Source organism: Psychrobacter sp. ANT_H56B (genome assembly GCF_008369245.1).
Taxonomy (GTDB): Bacteria; Pseudomonadota; Gammaproteobacteria; order Pseudomonadales; family Moraxellaceae; genus Psychrobacter; species Psychrobacter cryohalolentis.
In genome coordinates, this window is sequence record NZ_VOBF01000003.1 from 309751 (window position 1) to 329286 (window position 19536).

A 19536-nucleotide genomic window follows, 5' to 3' on the forward strand; every position below is an offset into this window, starting at 1 on the left:
AGGATCATCTCATGTCTAACCGCGACCTCATTATTTTTATCATCTTATCTTTTATGTGGTCGCTGTCTTTCATTTTTTATCGTATTGGCGTGCCTGAGTTTGGCTCGTTAGCTTTTGCCAGCCTACGTGTGGTCTTGGCTGGACTGACGATGTTGGTGTTTGTAATACTAAAAAAGAAAAACAGAGTAGGCATTCGTGAAAATTGGAAAGTATTAACGTTGGTTGGGCTTTTCTCCGCAGCAGTGCCCTTTATCCTGTTTGCATTTTCAGCGCGATCGGTAAACGCTGGCGTACTGGCAGTGCTTAATGCATCTGTGCCAATGATAAGCGGCTTTATTGCCAGTGTATTTTTTAAAGACAGACTGTCAAAAAAGCAAATTCTCGGTTTAGTCATCGGTGTGATCGGTGTGATGATTCTAATGAGCGAGAACTTATTTGGCGGGCAAGGCGCTGGGTCAAGTTCTGGGTTATTGCCGATGGGCTACGCATTACTGGCCTGTGTTGGCTACGCGCTTGGGGCAAATATCACTCGAAATTACTTGCAAAATGTCTCACCAGTAGCGATTACCGCAGGCTCGCTTATCATTGCCAGTGTGATTATGTTGCCTGTGGCAGTTTATGAGTTTCCTTATGGCAAGAGCATCAGCGTAACGGCTTGGATTTCTGTCATTTGTATCGGTGTGTTTTCGACTGCCATCGCGCTGATTTTTATGAATCAGTTGATTAAAAGTATCGGTCCGGTACGAGCAACCAGTATTACTTTGGTGATTCCGATTTTTGCCATTATTTTAGGCTATCTGCTGCTTGGAGAGGCATTGGATACGCCCGCGATTATCGGCTCTATGGTGATATTATTTGGTACTTATTTGTCTTTGAATTTGTCTTTTAAAAAGATGCTCAAATCATAAAATATTTACTATTTTTAAATTTCGCCAAAAAAAACCTGTGTAAAATCAGGTTTTTTTTTGGCGAAATAGCCCTTCTAAGCACTCTCTATCGTCGCCATCGGCACGTCAAATCGAAGAAAATCGCATTGCGATATACATCCAATAAAAATTTGGCGTCTTTTACCGCGTAGCCATTGGGATAACGTTGCCCATAATCTTCCCAAAATACCGCCCGTTCGACCAGCTCTTCAAAAGTAGTGGTAATAGGCAGCATCGCTCCAAAAAATCTCTTGATTGTCTGTTGCCATCCGCTGGATAAAGGCTTAATGAAATAATCAGCCAATCTGATTAAAGTCTTTCGCTTAATATGCTAATAAGAGGCTTTGAATAATGAGTATTATCAATACCGATATCATGCCATATTGATATTTTTGTTTGTAATTTTTCCTTGGAATTACCGTATCTACGCCCTATAAAGAACACGGCTTATGAATAGCGTGCTTAATGCGTTTTGGACGTAATATTAAGTGTGAATTATTCATCATTAACAAATTCTATAACCGTATTTTTATAACAGCAAATAAGGCTTTTTATGGCACATGATAATTTATTCGAACCCGTCAAAATGGGCACCCAAACCCTAAAAAATCGCATTATTATGGCACCTTTGACGCGCTTGCGCTCTGTCGAGCCCGGTGATGTCCCTACAGCGCTTGCTGGCGAGTACTACTCACAGCGTAGCGGTTCTGGGCTTGTCATTGCTGAAGCGACACAGGTTTCTTTTCAGGCAAAAGGCTATGCAGGCGCGCCTGGTATCCATACCGAAGATCAGACGACAGCGTGGAAAACCATTGTCGATAATGTCCATGCAAAAGGCGGCAAGATAGTAGTACAGCTCTGGCACACTGGTCTTGTAGCGCACGAAAGTGTTCAGCCTGATGGTAAGGCGCCGATCTCTGCCTCCGATGTTCATGTGGGAGTACGTACTTCACTGCGCGATAGCAACAACCAAGCTATTCGAGTTGAAGCGACCACACCGCGTCCTGCGACACTGGAAGAGATAGAGCAAGTTATTGCTGATTTCGGTCTTGCGACCAAAAACGCTAAAGAGGCGGGCTTTGATGGAGTGGAAATTCATGGTGCACATGGCTATCTATTACATCAATTTTGGGCTGAGCATACCAATCAGCGCACTGATGAATATGGCGGTAGCCGTGAGAACCGTGCGCGCTTGATGCTGGCTGTGATTGATGCTTGTGTCGACGCATGGGATGCGGACCATGTCGGTATTCGTATTTCACCGCTTGGTACGTTTAATAATGTGGAAGCTGGATATAACGAAGATGAAAACATTTGGCTGATTGAACAAATCAATCAACGCGCTATTATGTATTTGCATTTATCTGAGCCTGATTGGGCAGGTGGAACGCCTTATAGCGATGCGTTCCGTCAGCGTGTTCGCGATGCCTTTGATCAGACAATTATTGCTGCAGGTGGGTATACAGCGGAAAAGGCTGAAAGAAACATCAAGTCAGGCTACATCGATGCCGTGGCGTTTGGCCGTGATTATATCGCCAATCCTGATTTGGCTGAGCGTATTCGCGAAGGCGCGGCACTCAATGAGCAGCACCCAGAGAGCTTTTATGGTGGCGGCACAGAAGGCTATACCGATTATCCGTTTTTAAACCAAGCATAATGGTTTGACGGTCAATAAAAAAGCCACCTTGCGATAATTCGTAAGGTGGCTTTTTATGGTTTGGTCAATATGACTCAAACTATCTCACCGCAGACAAAGCCACTTGCCCACGCCCATTGAAAGTTATAACCACCGAGCCAGCCTGTGACATCCAGCACTTCACCAATAAAATACAGACCATCTTGATAATTACTTTGCATAGTCTTTGATGAGACTTCATCAGTCTTGATGCCGCCACGCGTGACCTCAGCAGTGCGATAGCCTTCGGTGCCAGAAGGTTTTAGCTGCCAACCATTAAGCGTTTCACCAAGTTCAACTAAACGCTCATCTTTAATATTGGCAAGCTCTTTGTCTTTAATGTCATCCCACAGAGTCGTTTGTAGCGCCGCAAGCAATTTTTTGGGTAAGGCATTGTCTGTATAATCCGCCAATACCGTACGGATAAGCTGTCTTGGGTGTGATTTTTTATGGGCAAGCAATAGCGCGGTCATATCGATATTAGGGAGCAGATTGATACTGATGGTTTCGCCTGTCTGCCAGTAGTTGGACAATTGCAGCATAGCAGGACCAGAGAGTCCGCGATGGGTAAATAGTAGTGGCAATTTAAATGAGATGCGATCATTGCTGGCAATCACAGGGATACTAATACCAGCAAGCGTACGAATCAACTCGCCAGTTTTATCGGTAAAGGTAAAAGGCACTAAGCTGGCATCAGTCGTTATTAGACTATGACCAAATTGCTGCGCCAACTCATAGCCTAAACCACTCGCCCCCATGGTTGGAATGGACAGTCCGCCCGTTGCCACGACCAGTGACTCACAGCGAAAACCTATTTGCACATGCTTAGTGTTTTCTAGAGCCTCTTTTTTCTCTTGCTTTTCTTTTTTGCTCAGCGCTTTACTGGTTAGTAATTGAAAGTGCGACTTTTGATCGTTTTCGAGTGCTTGCACGCTATCGACTTGGGTATTGAGCTTGACTTGTACACCGACAGCGGCACATTCATCGAGCAGCATCGTCAAGATGTCTTGCGCCGAATCATCGCAGAATAGCTGACCATGCTCGCGCTCATGGTAGGGTATTTTATGCTGCTCAACCATACCGATAAACTCCCAACTCGGATATCGACTAAGCGCTGATTTACAAAAATGCGGGTTGCTACCGATAAAATGCTCAGGCTCCACAAAATAATTGGTAAAGTTACACCGCCCGCCACCAGACATAAGGATTTTTTTGCCAGCTTTATTGGCATGGTCCAGTACTAATACACGGCGACCACGGCGACCGGCGGTTAATGCGCAATATAACCCTGACGCACCAGCACCAATGATGATGACATCATAATGCGAGTATTGTGAGGCAGTACGGTGCTTGTCCATGGTCGGTAGTTCCTGATTTTAAAAGAGCAAATAAGGCTCATAGAGCCTATTGTCATATAAAGAATGGCGATATCAATTATAGCGCTTGATATCAGGTTGCTATTGTCCATGTTTTATAACAGGTTACAAGGATTAAATAGCATTGTTGCAACTGCATTTAAAAAAATAGCGGTAAAAAATACCAGCCATAGAATCTGCACTGTTAAACATACCGATGTGCTATGCAATTGTTGCGATTAGTGGTTGATGCCTTGCAACCATTCAGCATATTTGTCAAACTGTCTTTGAGTGTCACCATTATGGAAGATGACCCTTATTGCCTGTGCCAATCCTCGCTATCAGCGATGTTTGCCACAGGTCATAATAATTAAAAAAGGATGAAGCTCATGACTCAAAAATCATTTCCCATTGCGCCTGAATTCCTCGCCGCAGCCAATATCACCGCCGAGCAGTATGCTGAACAATATAAGCAATCGATTGCATCAGCTGAGGCGACAGATGCCTTTTGGGCGGAGCGTGCTGAGCTGATTGATTGGATAAAAAAGCCCACCAAAATCAGCGACGTCAGCTACGACTTAGAAGACTTTCGCATTAAATGGTTTGAGGATGGCGAGCTGAATATTTCAGTCAACTGTCTGGATCGCCACGTCAAAAACAACCCCTATAAGCCTGCCATCATTTGGGAAGGGGATCATCCTTCCCTGCACAAAATCATCTCATTTAAAGAGCTACATGAAGCCGTTTGTCGCTTAGGTAATGCCATGCGCAAGCTTGGGGTCAAAAAGGGCGACCGCGTTACCTTATATATGCCGATGATACCAGAAGCGGTGGTTGCTATGCTGGCGTGTACGCGTATTGGTGCGGTACATTCAGTGGTATTTGGCGGTTTTTCCGCTGAGAGCTTGGGTAATCGTATCATTGATAGTCAGTCTAAGCTGGTCATTACCGCTGATGAAGGTATTCGTGGTAACAAGCGTACGCCACTCAAGGCTAATGTCGATCGCGCGCTAGATATGGATGGCACTGACAGTGTCAGTAATGTCATCGTCGTCCATCGTACGGGCAACTCAGTGCCGATGAGTGGTCGCCGTGATATCTGGTATCACAGCTTGGTTGATGGTGAGTCGCAGCACTGCGAACCTGAAGTTATGAATGCAGAAGACCCGCTGTTTTTATTATATACCTCTGGTTCAACAGGCAAGCCCAAAGGCGTGTTGCACACCACAGGCGGTTATATCACTTATGCGCTGTCCACGTTTCGTGATGTTTTTGATATTAAAGAGGATGACGTGTTCTGGTGTACCGCAGACGTTGGTTGGGTGACGGGTCATACCTACGCCACTTATGCACCGCTTGCCAATGGTACTACGACAGTCATGTTTGAGGGCGTGCCAGAGTATCCTACATGGGCACGCATTGGGCATATCATCGATAAGCATCAAATCACTGTTTTATATACTGCACCGACTGCTATCAGAGCCATGATGAAAGAGGGCGATACCTTTGTACGTGAATCGGATCGCTCAAGTCTGCGTTTACTTGGCACAGTTGGTGAACCAATTAATCCTGAAGCGTGGGATTGGTACTATCATGTTGTCGGCGGCAGCAAGTGTCCGGTCGTCGATACTTGGTGGCAGACAGAAACGGGCGGTATCATGCTCGCGCCAATACCGGGAACGGTTGCAATGAAGCCGGGCGCGGCGATGAATCCTCTATATGGCATCGTTCCTGAAGTCATTGATACCGATGGCGTTGCGCTTGAAGGTGCTGCAGAAGGCAATTTGGCGATTAATAGTAGCTGGCCCGGTCAGATGCGTACTATTTATCAAGACCACGCACGCTTTTTAGCGACGTATTTTACCGAATATCCCGGCTATTATTTTACCGGTGATGGGGTACAGCGTGATGAAGATGGTCACTATTGGATTACCGGTCGTGTCGACGATGTGCTCAATGTGTCAGGACATAGACTGGGCACAGCAGAAATTGAAAGCTCGATCGTTGCACACCCAGCGACGGCAGAGGCGGCTGTTGTAGGAATGCCACACGATATACGTGGCATGGGAATTTGCGCCTTTGTTATCTTAAAGTCGAGTGAGACGGCAACTGAATCACTAAAATTGGAGTTAAACCGCCATGTGCGCTCTGAGATTGGTCCGATTGCCAATTTAGATGCCATCTATATGGTTAATGTACTACCTAAAACCCGCTCTGGTAAAATCATGCGCCGTATTTTGCGTAGTCTAGCGGCAGGGCAATATGTTGGATTGGGTGATTTATCTACCCTAGCTGACAGCTCAGTTATTAACGAGCTAGTCGAAGTGGTCAAGACAGAACGGGCAAAATCACATTGATTGTTCAATATCAATAAAATTTGAATAGGGTCAATGCTTAAAAATGACTGGAAGCTGAGGTAAAAAGCCATGCTACTTTTATAGCATGGCTTTTTACCGAAATATCATGGATATAGTCGGTCCTAAATAGAAGAAATACAAACATTATAAAGTACTACTGGGGTTAATTTTTTTTGCTTGCTGTGCCTGCGCAGACAGAGGCTGCAAATAATTAACCCTAGTAGTTCTGTACCCTTTTAAAAATGGATTAACTATATTAGCAGGCTTTAGAGGTTCAATATTTTTTAGAATAACCCCCTTACTTTCACCTGACTACTTACTATTTTGCTAAATATTTTATAAGGTTTATTGTCATTATGACTGATTCTACTTTGCATACGACTGAACAATCCATACCAAAAATTGCGATTATTGGCGGGGGTTTGACTGGCTTATTTACGGCTACGTTATTGGAGCGCATTTTTATTGAAGCAAACGGTAAATCAGTATCACCTAAAATTACTATTTTTGAGAAATCCCGTAGCGTTGGTCGTTTAGCGACACGCTATCGCATGGACAGCGCAACGCATAAAAACTGGCAATGGGCATTTGGCGCGCAGTTTTTTACTGCCAAAAGTGCTGACTTTCAGCAGTTTATCAAGCCTTGGATACAGAGCAAATTATTACAGCCGTGGTGTGCCAATGTGGTGGATTTAATACCTTCTGACGATGCCGCTCAGAATGCTGACATACAAGCCAAGGAGCAATGGAGCAGTACCCAAGCGCGTTATATCAGCACGCCCAAAATGACCAGTTGGGGTCGTGCCTTGGCTGATGAACTAAAGCATACAACTATAAACTTTAAAACTCGTGTGGCGCCATTACGCAAAGAAGATTTTGTAGAACAAAATGAGGCTAATAACAAAACTGAGCTGTTTGATGAGAATGGCAACAGCCTTGGCAGCTATGATTGGGTAATTTGTACAGCGCCCAATGGTCAAGCTGTAGAGCTGATGGCGGATAGCAATTTTAAAGAGCTTGCAAAAATTAGCGAAGCACAGATGCAGGCCTGTTATACCTTGATGCTTGGGTGGGATAAAGAGCAGTTTTTACCTGCTGCATTAAACACGTCACCCCCTTTATGGGATGTGGCTTATGTGCAGGATTCGGTGCTCGATCGTATCTTTATTGAACATCAAAAACCTGACCATGGCAGTCTATTACCAAGTATCACTATTCATGCTCGCAACGATTGGTCGGAGCAGCATGTCGATGACGATATAGAAGCTGTAAAAGCAACCTTGCTACAAGCAGCAAAGCAAGCGTTGAGTTGGGGTGAAAATAGTACGCCAAGCCAAATCGATTGTCATCGCTGGCGTTATGCCGCAACCCTTAAACAGCTTAATAATACAGAGTTTGGTATTTTAGTTGATGAGCCACGTCAATGGATTGTCAGTGGCGACTGGTGTGGACAAGGTAACATCGAAAGCTGCTATCAGATGGCAAAACAAACCGTAGCAAAAATCTGCGCTGACTAAATCAGTTAAAAACGATGACTGAAAGCGTATTTTTTAGAACGGTAAACAAGCTCATAACCAACACTAAAAATTAAAACGTTTATCGTTATAAGAGGAGGTAGAACGCTATGTCTGGATTTGATATCGATATGGAGCTGATGCAATTTCATTTCTTTCAATTAGGAATTGCCTTTATTCTTTCCTTACCGATTGCACTGAACCGCGAGATGAAAGACAACGGCGCAGGGCTTAGAACCTTTCCTTTAGTGACCATTGCTTCCTGTGCTTTTATGCTCGTTGGTATGGATATTTATGATACGACTGGTGAGGCGAGAATCATGTATGCGATCATCACCGGCATGGGTTTTATCGGTGGCGGCGCGATATTTAAAAATGAACAAGGATCAAAAGGTACAGCAACGGCAGCAAGCCTTTGGAATACCGGCGCTATTGGTATTTCAGTCGCTTATGGGCGTTATGAAATTGCGATTATCTTGTCTGTGGTTGGTTTTTTGATCTTGCAATTCTCTGAGCCGTTTAAGTCAAAAGAAAAGCTGTAGAAACCAATAAAAATACTGCGAGGCGATGTATAAAGGGCACCCAGCGAATAAAACGACTAAATAGCAGACAAAAAAAGAGCCCACGGAGGAGATACCGTGGACTGAGGAAAACTTATCATGCGATCAAATGAAAAATCATAAGCCACAAATAAATTGATACAAATTTGTTATTACTAGGGGTTATTCTTATTATTTATATTTGGTTGAAAAGAGACAGTTCAATAAACCCTTACATCTGCTTACAATTTTTAGTGTACAAGTGTATCGATATCATCGGCTCATAATAACCGACATTCAGTTATTTTCCTAAGCTTGCTTACATGTTATTACGTTTTAGACGGTGTATGTATGGATGTATCTAGGCATTTAATAGAATAGCGATATTTTTGCCTGGAACTAGCGATAAAGAACAGTGATAAAAATCAGCTATTACTCATTAAAGTGGCTAAATACGCCACATCTAGGATAAAAATTGCTCAATTAGAAAAATATACGCTTGGCATAAACGATACCTACATAGAGGGCATGACGACTTGGCTGAAAAATGCTAAGCTATCCGTCATTATTAGGTCAATATTAAACTGGGTTTGCCATGACTGAGAGCACGCATTTGCATCCGCAGGAGCCGTCAAGTACGCAGAATAACAAAAGTATTTTTAATTTGCCCAATAACCTGACGATTGCGCGTATCTTGATGATTCCGCTATTTGTTGCAATTGCCTATTGGCCACCTGCCATGGGGATCGGCATGCCAGCAATCTCTGACAACGTGATTGCAAAGGTTGGTATGAGTGACTTTAGCGACAGTCTATTGCGTCACTTGTTATTAACAGGCGTTTTTATACTAGCAGCCATTACCGATTGGCTTGATGGCTATTTTGCCCGTAAGCTCAATGTGGTATCAGCCTTTGGTCGATTTTTAGACCCCGTCGCTGATAAGCTAATGGTAGCAGCCGCGCTGATTATCTTAGTGCAATGGCATCCCAATATCATCATGGCGATAGCAGCAATTGTGATTATCTCGCGTGAAATCGCCGTATCGGCATTGCGTGAATGGATGGCAGAACTGGGTAAAAGTACCAGTGTAGCGGTGTCTTATGTAGGTAAGCTCAAAACCACCTTTCAGATGATAGCGATTACGGTGCTTTTGTTAAATTGGGAATCGCTTGAAACCATCGGCTATGTATTGATGGTAGCGGCAGTGATTCTAACGTTATGGTCGATGATGATTTATCTTAAAGCTGCGTGGCCGTATTTAAAGCAAAGTGGGTAAAAGGTGGCTAAGTAGATAGCGGTTAAATCTTATACTTTATTCTAAAACTATAAAGCCCAGTCAATAAAAAATGCCAGTTGCATCAGCTACTGGCGTTTTTTATGATAAATTTTTTTTATCTATTTAATAGTTTAATGATAAATTATAAAGAAACGGAAAAGGTCTCGCCCATATCTTCAGCAGTTTTGCCGTCTTGTACGGCTGCCGCTGCCATCTTAAACATGTTCACCACTGTACTACCACTAAGCCAGCATTCTGCACCATGAGGAACTACTTTGATCAATTGTACGTTTTCATCTTCTTTACCATGCTCAAAAAAGGCATTATAAACTGGCGACCATAGCTCGTCCAATTTGGCTTTGTCTGTCGGTAATTCAGCGTTAGCACTGATAGAAACAAAGTTCTTTTCATCTTGAGTGGCATAAGTCAGCCCGATTCTTGCATCATCCTGAATATCTTTGACGACATCTGATTTTTTATCGCCGATAAACCAGATCTCTTTATTATCAAGGTTGACTTCACTTGTGGTCATTGGCCACGCATGAATATCGCCTTTTTTATTGCTGGTACTCATCATGGCAAATTTCACGTCTTTGATGACGGCTTGGATTTTATCGAGATGCTCTTGGTTACTCATGGTGGATATCCTTTTTCATTATTGTAAATAAATTATGAATTTATAGTTGTTAGAGAAATAATTATTAAGAGGCTAGTGTAGACAAAGCGTTTATTTTATAAAAACTGGCTTTATAAAAACTAGCTCGTCAAGAACTGCTATCTAGAATAGCGATTTCTGCTGGGCTATTTATATAGGTTGCCCGTAAGGCGATGTGAGGGTTTGTAAGGATTATAAGCTTTAGGTAAAAATTGTGACGCTGTGCCCTCAGCCTTGCTGTTTTGATAGCAAATCGTCAATATTTGCTCAATGCTTTAGTATAATATTACCGAAGCAATCGGCAATTTATCTTGGTTTTGTTCTGCTTATTACAGGGCTTCTTGTTATAATACGCGAACCATTTACTTAGCATGGCAGAGATGCCTGTTATTGCCTATATCCTATGGAATATGCCTTTATGATGACCATCGCCGGACAACCGTTTCTTACCGATTTTCAGACGCAGCAACTCATCAGTCAGTTTCAGCAAAAAACCGAGCTAAATGTCAGCCAAATTCATACTCAGCAAGTGTATGTGTTATCACGAGAACTCGAAGGTGATGAGCATAAAAAAGCGCTAGACTTACTTGCTGTCGACAGTGGCACTGTCCTTGAAGCCCCAAATAGCAATCAACTACAAGTTATCGTTGGTCCACGTTTTGGTACGATATCGCCATGGGCAAGTAAAGCGACCGATATTTTTAATAACTGTGAAATTGCCATTAATCGTGTTGAGCGTGTCATTGTTTATACGCTAACCGTCGATGGAAAAGCAGACGGCGAAGTGAATGCAACGCTACCTAAAGCCGCTGAGCAACTATTATTTGACCGTATGACGCAAAGCTTGGTCTATGATTTAAATGACGTAAATAAACTGTTTGACGATGAAAAGCCAGCATCACTCAATCATATTGATGTGATTGGACAAGGTCAGTCGGCGCTTGAGTCGGCAAATAAAGAATTTGGTTTTGCGTTATCGAGCGAAGATATCGACTATCTGATGAATGCTTACGTCAATGAACTCAAGCGTAATCCAACGGACGTTGAGCTGATGATGTTTGCCCAAGCAAATTCTGAGCATTGCCGTCATAAAATCTTTAATGCTGAATGGACGGTTGACGGCGCGGTACAGCCAAAGTCACTGTTCCAAATGATTAAGAATACTTATAAAGCCAATCCTCAAGGCATCTTGTCGGCTTATAAAGACAATGCCGCAGTGATGGCAGGCTCTAAAGGGATGCGTTTTTACCCGATTCCTGTTTCTAATACTGATGATGCCGCTGACGCCAACTCAATCCATCCGTACGATTTCCATCAAGAAGAAATCGATATCTTAATGAAAGTCGAAACTCATAACCATCCAACAGCGATTGCCCCTTATGCCGGTGCAGCGACGGGTGCGGGTGGTGAAATTCGTGATGAAGGTGCAACTGGTCGTGGCGGTAAGCCAAAAGCGGGTTTGACAGGCTTTCACGTTTCACATTTGCATATCCCAGAGCTTGCTGAAAAATGGGAGCAGTCAGGTCAGTTAAATACGCAGGATTATGGTACGCCGGATCGTATGGCAACCAGTCTTGAAATTATGACTGAAGCACCATTAGGCAGTGCCAACTTCTCTAACGAATTTGGTCGTCCAAACCTATGCGGTTATTTCCGTAGTTTCCAATTAGATACTTCAGCGGCAAAAGATGGTAGTGAAATGCGCGGCTATCATAAGCCAATCATGTTGGCAGGTGGTTACGGTAATATCAAACGTAACTTGATTGAAAAAAATGCCATTCAGCAAGGCGATTTATTAATCGCCCTTGGTGGTCCTGCCATGCAAATTGGTCTTGGTGGCGGTGCGGCATCTTCGGTCGATAGCGGTTCACTAGATGAAGGCTTAGACTTTGCTTCAGTGCAGCGTGATAACGCTGAGATGGAGCGTCGCTGTCAAGAAGTGATGGATCGTTGCTGGGCGCTGGCGGGTAATGACGTTGATGCAAGCAACAATGGCAAAGACGGGAATCCAATCGTGTCGCTACATGACGTTGGTGCCGGTGGTTTATCGAATGCGATGCCTGAGCTGGTCAATGACCATGAAATGGGCGCGGTACTAAATCTACGTAAAATTCCGTCGCTAGAAGCGGGTATGTCGCCAATGGCAATCTGGTCTAATGAAGCGCAAGAGCGTTATGTCCTTGCGATTCGTCCAGAAAGCGAAGCGCAGTTCGATGCGATTTGCGCCCGTGAGCGCTGCCCGTATGCCATCTTAGGCGAAGCCACTGAAGTACGTCAGCTAGTTGTTAACGACGAATTATTGCCTGAGCAACCAGTCGATATGCCGATGCAAGTATTGCTTGGCGGTACACCACAGATGAAGCGTAGTTTTGAGCGTCAAGAGACGGCCTTACCAGCTTTAGAGTTAGGCGAAGTCAATTTAGCTGAATCAATCAAAGATGTGCTACGTCATCCGACCGTCGCTAGCAAATCATTCCTCATTAGCATTGGTGACCGCTCTATCACGGGTATGGTCGTCCGTGATCAGTATGTTGGTCGTTATCAAGTGCCAGTTTCAGATTGCGCCGTTACCGCTTCAGGCTTGATTGCTCTCGATGGTCAGCCAATGAGCGGTGAAGCGATGAGCGTTGGTGAACGTACGCCAGTAGCTCTGATTAATCCAAAAGCCTCAGCACGCCTTGCCGTTGGTGAAGCGATTACTAACATCGCTGGCGCGCGTATCGCTCAGTTATCTGATATCACGATGTCGGCAAACTGGATGGCAGCGTGCGGCGATGATGCAGAAGATGCAGCATTGTTTGACGCTGTATATACAGTCGGTGAAGAGCTATGCCCAGCATTGGGTATAGCTATTCCAGTTGGTAAAGACTCGCTATCGATGCGTGCTAATTGGACGGATAGCAACGAAGACGGCAGCACGGATAAATCAGTCGTGTCGCCAATGAGCTTGGTGATTACTGCTTTTGCACCTGTTATTGACGTGGCAAAAACCCTAACGCCAGAGCTAATCAATGGTGATAGCGCCTTTTATCGTATTGATTTATCAAAAGGTAAATTGCGTCTAGGCGGTTCAATCCTGGCGCAAACGCTTAGCCAATTAGGTAACGACTGCCCAGATTTAGCGCAGCCAAGTGACTTGGTCGACTTCTTTAACTTTATCCAAGCGGGTAACGCGCAAGGCGTCATCAGCGCTTATCACGATATCGGTGATGGCGGTCTGCTAGCAACTATCGCTGAGATGCAGTTCACTAGCCGTCAAGGCATCAAGCTGTCATTGACTGATGATAACTTATTGGGTCAATTGTTCAGTGAAGAGTTGGGTGCAGTCATCCAAGTATTACCAGAAAATGTCGCTGCGTTAATGCAAATGGCAGAAGAATTTAACGTCAGCGAAATGATGAGCCTCGTCGGTCAAAGCTCAGAAGAAGACAGCTTAATCATTCAAACGCCTTTGCACATGGGTGATGATACCCTACGCTTTAGGCGTTCTGAGCTGCAGTGCGAGTGGAGTCAGGTCAGCTATCAGATCGCCCGTCGCCGTGACAACCCAGCTTGCGTCCAGCAAGAGTATGACTTGATTGCTGATACTAACCATAAAGGTCTTATCGCTGCACCAAACTTTGACCTCAATCAAAAGGTTGAAGAGCCATACTTAAACAGCCGTGAAACTAAACCAAGAGTCGCTATCCTGCGTGAGCAAGGCGTCAATGGTCAGACAGAAATGGCAGCAGGCTTTACCCAAGCCGGGTTTGAAGCAGTCGACGTCCACATGAGCGATTTACTTGAAGGTCGCATCAATCTACGTGACTTCGACGGTCTGGTCGCTTGTGGTGGCTTTAGCTACGGTGACGTACTCGGCGCAGGCTCTGGCTGGGCAAACTCTATCTTGTTCCATGACGAGTTGCGCATGCAGTTTGTGCGCTTCTTTGCCCGTCCAGATACCTTCTCACTTGGTGTCTGTAACGGTTGTCAGATGATGGCACAGTTAAAAGACCTTATCCCAGGTGCGGAAAACTTCCCACGCTTTATCGCCAATAAATCAGCTCGCTTTGAAGCGCGTACGGTCAACGTAAAAGTCGAGCGTACCAAGTCTATCCTGTTCAAAGGTATGCAAGACAGTATCTTACCAATCGCTATCGCGCACGGTGAAGGCTATGCCACCCTTAACGATACAGAGATCGACGGTATGGCAAAACATGGTCAGCTCGCCATGCGCTTCGTCGATAGCCAAGGTCATCCAACCGAGACTTATCCGCTCAATCCAAACGGTTCGCTCGGTGGTGTCACGGGTCTGTGTAGCACTGATGGTCGCGTCACTATCATGATGCCGCACCCTGAACGTACGCTACGTGCCTACAATCACAGCTGGAAACCAGAAGAGTGGGATGAAGACGGCGCGTGGATGCGTATGTTCCGTAACGCCCGTGCTTGGTTGCGTTAAGATATAGGTTAAGCTGTTTTAGGGTATTATTTTAGACAGCTGTTTTTTAAAATGAGAAGGTGGGCGCAAAGCTCACCTTTTTTGTGTTTGGAGTTTGAGTGTTCTTAGAAGTAGGGGAGCTAATCCCGCCTTACGCTTGCATCTGCCAGTCTGAGCGAGGCGGTGACACAAGTTGAGATGTTGCTGTTGCCTCGACACCACCTCAAACTCTAGCCACCGCAACTTGCCCAAACCAGCAGGATACCGCTACAGTCGGGGCTAAACCGCGCTTCAAGGCGACTATTTTATAAATAAGTATATATTGACGTAAAAATGCAATATATATTTTTAGGGTAAACTTAGCTATTAAAACTAACTATCTTGCTTGCTATCAATGTTTTAAAACATTACATTATATGAAATTATATCGATTTATGTAGGATAATTAGATGAAAGATAAAGCTGTAAATGCAGGTGTTACAGCTCAAACAGGTTTTGAGTTACAAAGAAATTGTGCTCTCTTACTCATCTTAGATGATTATACATCCTATAAAGATAAAAGTTTTTTTGTTTGCATAGAGCATCAAGATGACTTTTTATTTGCTTTCACTACAAATGACCATAAGACTCTTCAAGAGGTTTATACCTATCAGTCAAAAAATAAATCTGGTTCGATATGGACGATAAATGCGGATTTTGGAGAAATAATCACAAAAATTTTAGGTACTGGTACTAATCTTATACAAGATAATATGTCCAAAACTAATGATTACAAGCACAAGTTAACTTTTGTTTCTAATACAGATATGAGTCTCAAATATAACCCTAATGACGAAGAGAAAGGAGAAGGTAAAGAGCCAGTATCAATTAAAGTCAATGAGATGAATGAAATACAAAGCTTTAAAAGTTTACATTCAGATATTAGAAATAAAATAAATAGTAGCGTTAAAGATTATTGCAAAAAAAATACTAAAAAATTTGATGAAGATGAGTTTAACAATCTAACTTTACAATGGGTTGACTTTCCTAAAACAGCCAACAAGCAGAGGGAGGCGTTAATAGGTTTAATGCATTCTAAGTTCCCTCATGTGGTTGACCCTAAGGCATCAATCGAGCTTTTTATTGAGCTATTTAGGAACGTAGAGCAGACTTATAATCAAGGAGATATAGCTAGCTTATTAGATGAAAGTAAAAGACTATATGCAGAAGACTTGAAGGCAACGTTAGATATTATTGAAAAGGAGCAGAGAACTTACGAAAAATGGCGTAATCATGCTGAGACTTTTGCTCCTACCTTTAAAATTCCACTATTGGTTCAGGAAAGTGCTAAAGATAAGATCAGAGAAACGTTTGAATACCTTAAAGATTTAAATAACCTTGACCACAAAAAAATTCAAAAATTCATCTATGACAATGATTATAGAGCAAAATATTATAGCTTAGTTGAAATATTTAAAGGTTATGTTTCAGAAATTAGAGAAAGCGAACGTATTAATCTGAATGATATAGATATATTTTTCACCTGTTTATGTGTTTATGTAGAATTTTATGATAAGGGTAATTTGTGATAACTATCAAATTTAATAGCTTGTTTGTTTATTCTGAGGAATATAACTTAAGTTTTTATAAGCACTTTACAAAAAGGATTAATATTATTAGTGGTCGTAACACCTCAGGTAAAAGTACTATTATACAAAGTTTTCTGTATACTTTAGGAATCAATGATGTTAAGAGTAAACTTCAGGAAATTTTAGACCTGCAATCAGTCTTTAGATTAGATTTCACATTAACTAATAAAGGTGAATCTGATAATTATATTATAGTACGAGACGATAGTGCAGTTTACTTAAAGAAAAATACCAATAAAACTGAGGTATTTTACGGTGTTAGCTCTAATACTGGGCGAGAGCGGGCGAAATTTAAAGAATACATAGGCAATATATTTGATTTTAATATGTATGTTGAGCAAAAAGGCTCCTATAGTGACGCTCCTCTTGAAGCACTTTACTTACCTTACTATGTCTCTCAATCAGTTGGTTGGGTATACTTACAATCATCTTTCTCAAATTTTAACTTCTATAAAAACTTCAGACAGGATTATTTGGATTATTACCTAGGTATATCAACAAAATGGGATAGAAGAGAGCTGATAGAGTTACAGAAAAAAAGGGCAGAAATACTCGTTGAAAGTAAGTTTTTAGAAAAACAAAAATCAACTCCTAGTCTGGAGTTAGCAAAAAATGTAGATGAAGCTTTTGGAGCGGAAGCACAAAGTTATGTTAATGGTTATATTGAGTTATATGGCAACTTGCAGAAATATAAACGTGAGTTAATTAAAGATTGCAATCAACTAGCTATATATGAAAACCATCTAAAAATAGTCAGAAGAACTAAAAGTAATATTAAAAGTCAAAATTTTGATGGTGTTGATTCTTGCCCAGCCTGTCTACAGACATTAAATTATTCATTAGAAAGAATATACGAATATCATCAGAAAAAAAACGATAATTTACATGTTGAAAGTTATTTGAAAGAAATACTAAAAAAAATGCAGTCAAGTATTAATAGTCATAGGACTAATATCGAAGAAATAGAAGCAAAAATAAATAGTCGCTATGAAATTTTGAAAACTATCGAACGTATGGACATAGATTATAGTACTTGGATAGACTTCAAGGCGGAAACACGTCTCTATAGTTATCTACAAGAAAAGCTGACTCAAAATAATTTAGAGCTTAAAGACTTAGAAGGGCAACTTAAAATTTTTGATGATGAAACAATATCTATTTTGAGAAAAAATAAAGAAAATACTTTCCGGAAAATATTTAAGATAAAGTTATCAGAGTTAGATGTTAAGCCACTGCAGGAAGCAAGACACTTGGATATTTATAGTATTAACTCCTTTCCTTATCAAGGCGTCGAGCTTCACTCTACTATGTTAGCTTATCATCTAAGCTTCAATCAAATCATTTCAAAGAACCCAAATATTCATAGGTTACCATTGTTACTAGATGGGATTTTGAAAGAAGATATTGACCCTAAAAGTCTAGTTAAAATTTTTAAATTCCTAAGTGCGAACTTACCGCAAGATACACAATCATTTATTACAATCTCGGACTATAGAGTAGGTAAATATGAACTGGATGAAGAAGAGGGGAACTTGGTTAAAAGGTTTTCAGTAGAAGATATTAAGAAGGACTATTTTGGTGAGGATGCGGATGTTATTTACGTATCTGAAAATGAAGAGAAGAGAGCTTTTCTGTCTCAGCCTTTGAATAAAAATTCAGAAATATACTTAGATACCTTAAATATAATTAGTGTTTAGAAAAAATAGAAAAGGGTTGTCTATGAATGTAGATAGTTAAGTACTAAGCCGTACTTAGAACTTAACCCCGGGTTTTAAAAGCAGTATTATATAATATCAGTTGGCTTATATCACTCATTTCGCTTATTGAAGCAAATTAGATCACTCTACACGATAGACTTTTTACACTTTAGAAAATATTCTTTAAGGGGTTTTTTTGTGAAGCTAACGAAGTATTGCTTTGAGTTAATGGCTTTCAGTTTCTTTTAAAACTCACCGATAATAAGGCTTATTTATTTCAGCTGCTTTTAATTATGTTTAGTTTCCTCCAAGGATGTTTAATTCTATTACCAATAACTAAAGCATTGAGTAAAGGTTTCGGGCTATAAGATTTTAACTACTCTTTGTTATCTTGAGCTTTACTTCGAGCTTCAGCAATCAACTCATGAATTCTAGCGCTTTCTTTTAACACACAAGCCTCATAAGCAGAAAGCGGCTCGGATTCTTGATCTTTTGCTTGCTCTTGCTTAGCTTTTTCTTCTAGATATTTCTGAAGCTCGTCTTGCTCATTTTGCTCGTTGTATTGTGAGTTACTCATGGCTTATGTCTCCTAATATTTTTTATCCATTAATAAAAGTCATCACGACCAGCATACTTCTTATTGAGTGCCTTTAAAATAGCATAAGTTTCTAAATCCAGCTCACCCGTTGGCTGCTGCGGTCTGAAATGCAATTGAAACGCATAGACGACATTGCGACTGGCTTTATCCCATTCATCGCTGTTATTGATTTGATAACCGTAATTGCGAAACGCTTGCTTAATCTCAGGTATCGTTGCCGCTGCAAATGCGTCTTTATTCATAAAGAATTGCTTATCAAAGTCATCATACCAAGCGCCGATGCCGTACTCTTTATAGAGTCGCTGCCAAGGAAATTTTGCACCGGGATCGATTTTACGCGAGGGTGCCATATCCGCATGACCGATTATATTCTTTGCTGAGATATTATATCTTTTTGCCAAGTCTTGCACCAGCTGCGCCACTTTCTCAATCTGTAATTCATTAAATTCGACATAGTGCTCATAAGGATGATAGTCGAGCGCGCCGTTTTTTAGGGCATCTCGATATTCAGGTTTAATCCCGCTATTGACAATCTCGATGCCGATAGAGGTATCGTTGAGTATCGTTCTACCTGCAAAGCCGCCCGCGCCAGCATGCCAAGCACGTTCGCTTTCAGGCACTAAGTTATAAATTTTATTATCGTCACGATCTAAAATTAGATAGTGGGCGCTCACATTTCCAGTGGTCAATGTTTTTATAGATCTGGCATTATCTGAGACGGTATAATGCAGGACAATGGTTTTAATACGCTGACTTTTACCAGTGGCTTGGTGAGTCTGGCTATCAATAACGAAGGGTTCAGTATTCGCTATTTGAATGTTATTAGTGGTCATGCAGCCAATTAAAGGCAGCGTTAAGGCACATGCTAATGCTAAAAAGATATTTTTTGCCATGAA

General features: G+C 41.9%; 15 protein-coding genes. 10 read left to right on the forward strand and 5 right to left on the reverse strand.

The window, feature by feature from the left end:
- Nucleotides 1-11: 11 nt before the first annotated feature.
- A complete protein-coding gene (locus FQ082_RS06140; protein ID WP_149492433.1) occupies nucleotides 12-908 on the forward strand; it encodes a DMT family transporter in 897 nt (298 codons plus the stop codon).
- 85 nt (nucleotides 909-993) lie between these two features.
- On the opposite strand, the gene FQ082_RS06145 is transcribed toward FQ082_RS06140, so the two are convergent.
- Nucleotides 994-1161: a hypothetical protein gene (locus tag FQ082_RS06145; RefSeq protein ID WP_223145347.1), complete on the reverse strand. Its 168-nt coding sequence runs from the start codon at nucleotides 1159-1161 to the stop codon at nucleotides 994-996.
- Nucleotides 1162-1479: 318 nt separating this feature from the next.
- Between FQ082_RS06145 and FQ082_RS06150 the strand changes: the two genes are divergently transcribed.
- Complete coding sequence (locus FQ082_RS06150) at nucleotides 1480-2583, forward strand: alkene reductase (protein ID WP_149492435.1); 1104 nt, start codon at nucleotides 1480-1482, stop codon at nucleotides 2581-2583.
- Nucleotides 2584-2657: 74 nt separating this feature from the next.
- On the opposite strand, the gene FQ082_RS06155 is transcribed toward FQ082_RS06150, so the two are convergent.
- On the reverse strand, nucleotides 2658-3959 hold the full coding sequence (locus FQ082_RS06155; RefSeq protein ID WP_149492436.1) for an NAD(P)/FAD-dependent oxidoreductase: 1302 nt from the start codon (nucleotides 3957-3959) through the stop codon (nucleotides 2658-2660).
- Nucleotides 3960-4180: 221 nt separating this feature from the next.
- On the opposite strand from FQ082_RS06155, the gene FQ082_RS13010 reads away from it, so the two are divergent.
- From FQ082_RS13010 to pgsA, 5 genes are all read left to right on the forward strand, one after another.
- On the forward strand, nucleotides 4181-4330 hold the full coding sequence (locus FQ082_RS13010) for a hypothetical protein (protein WP_181209436.1): 150 nt from the start codon (nucleotides 4181-4183) through the stop codon (nucleotides 4328-4330).
- Nucleotides 4331-4345: 15 nt separating this feature from the next.
- On the forward strand, nucleotides 4346-6313 hold the full coding sequence (acs, locus tag FQ082_RS06160; RefSeq protein WP_149492437.1) for an acetate--CoA ligase: 1968 nt from the start codon (nucleotides 4346-4348) through the stop codon (nucleotides 6311-6313).
- A 356-nt stretch (nucleotides 6314-6669) separates the two neighbouring features.
- On the forward strand, nucleotides 6670-7830 hold the full coding sequence (locus FQ082_RS06165) for an NAD(P)/FAD-dependent oxidoreductase (protein WP_149492438.1): 1161 nt from the start codon (nucleotides 6670-6672) through the stop codon (nucleotides 7828-7830).
- Nucleotides 7831-7937: 107 nt separating this feature from the next.
- Nucleotides 7938-8369 (forward strand): MgtC/SapB family protein, encoded by a 432-nt coding sequence (locus FQ082_RS06170; protein ID WP_149492439.1) that lies wholly within the window; start codon nucleotides 7938-7940, stop codon nucleotides 8367-8369.
- 592 nt (nucleotides 8370-8961) lie between these two features.
- A complete protein-coding gene (gene pgsA / locus FQ082_RS06175; protein WP_011512579.1) occupies nucleotides 8962-9642 on the forward strand; it encodes a CDP-diacylglycerol--glycerol-3-phosphate 3-phosphatidyltransferase in 681 nt (226 codons plus the stop codon).
- 142 nt (nucleotides 9643-9784) lie between these two features.
- On the opposite strand, the gene FQ082_RS06180 is transcribed toward pgsA, so the two are convergent.
- Nucleotides 9785-10279: a pyridoxamine 5'-phosphate oxidase family protein gene (locus FQ082_RS06180; RefSeq protein ID WP_011512580.1), complete on the reverse strand. Its 495-nt coding sequence runs from the start codon at nucleotides 10277-10279 to the stop codon at nucleotides 9785-9787.
- Nucleotides 10280-10715: 436 nt separating this feature from the next.
- On the opposite strand from FQ082_RS06180, the gene purL reads away from it, so the two are divergent.
- The 3 genes from purL (at nucleotide 10716) to FQ082_RS06195 (ending at nucleotide 18042) form a co-directional block, all read left to right on the forward strand.
- Nucleotides 10716-14738, forward strand: coding sequence for a phosphoribosylformylglycinamidine synthase (purL, locus tag FQ082_RS06185; RefSeq protein WP_149492440.1), 4023 nt, complete (start codon nucleotides 10716-10718; stop codon nucleotides 14736-14738).
- A 428-nt stretch (nucleotides 14739-15166) separates the two neighbouring features.
- Nucleotides 15167-16285, forward strand: coding sequence for a dsDNA nuclease domain-containing protein (locus tag FQ082_RS06190; protein ID WP_149492441.1), 1119 nt, complete (start codon nucleotides 15167-15169; stop codon nucleotides 16283-16285).
- Nucleotides 16282-18042 (forward strand): hypothetical protein, encoded by a 1761-nt coding sequence (locus FQ082_RS06195; RefSeq protein WP_149492442.1) that lies wholly within the window; start codon nucleotides 16282-16284, stop codon nucleotides 18040-18042. The genes FQ082_RS06190 and FQ082_RS06195 overlap by 4 nt, the downstream gene beginning before the upstream one ends.
- Before the next feature lie 376 nt (nucleotides 18043-18418).
- On the opposite strand, the gene FQ082_RS06200 is transcribed toward FQ082_RS06195, so the two are convergent.
- Both FQ082_RS06200 and FQ082_RS06205 read right to left on the reverse strand, forming a co-directional pair.
- On the reverse strand, nucleotides 18419-18619 hold the full coding sequence (locus tag FQ082_RS06200; RefSeq protein WP_149492443.1) for a hypothetical protein: 201 nt from the start codon (nucleotides 18617-18619) through the stop codon (nucleotides 18419-18421).
- Between the two features lie 29 nt (nucleotides 18620-18648).
- Nucleotides 18649-19533 carry an N-acetylmuramoyl-L-alanine amidase gene (locus FQ082_RS06205; protein ID WP_149492444.1) on the reverse strand — a complete coding sequence of 295 codons (885 nt, stop codon included), beginning with the start codon at nucleotides 19531-19533 and terminating at the stop codon, nucleotides 18649-18651.
- Nucleotides 19534-19536 lie beyond the last annotated feature (3 nt).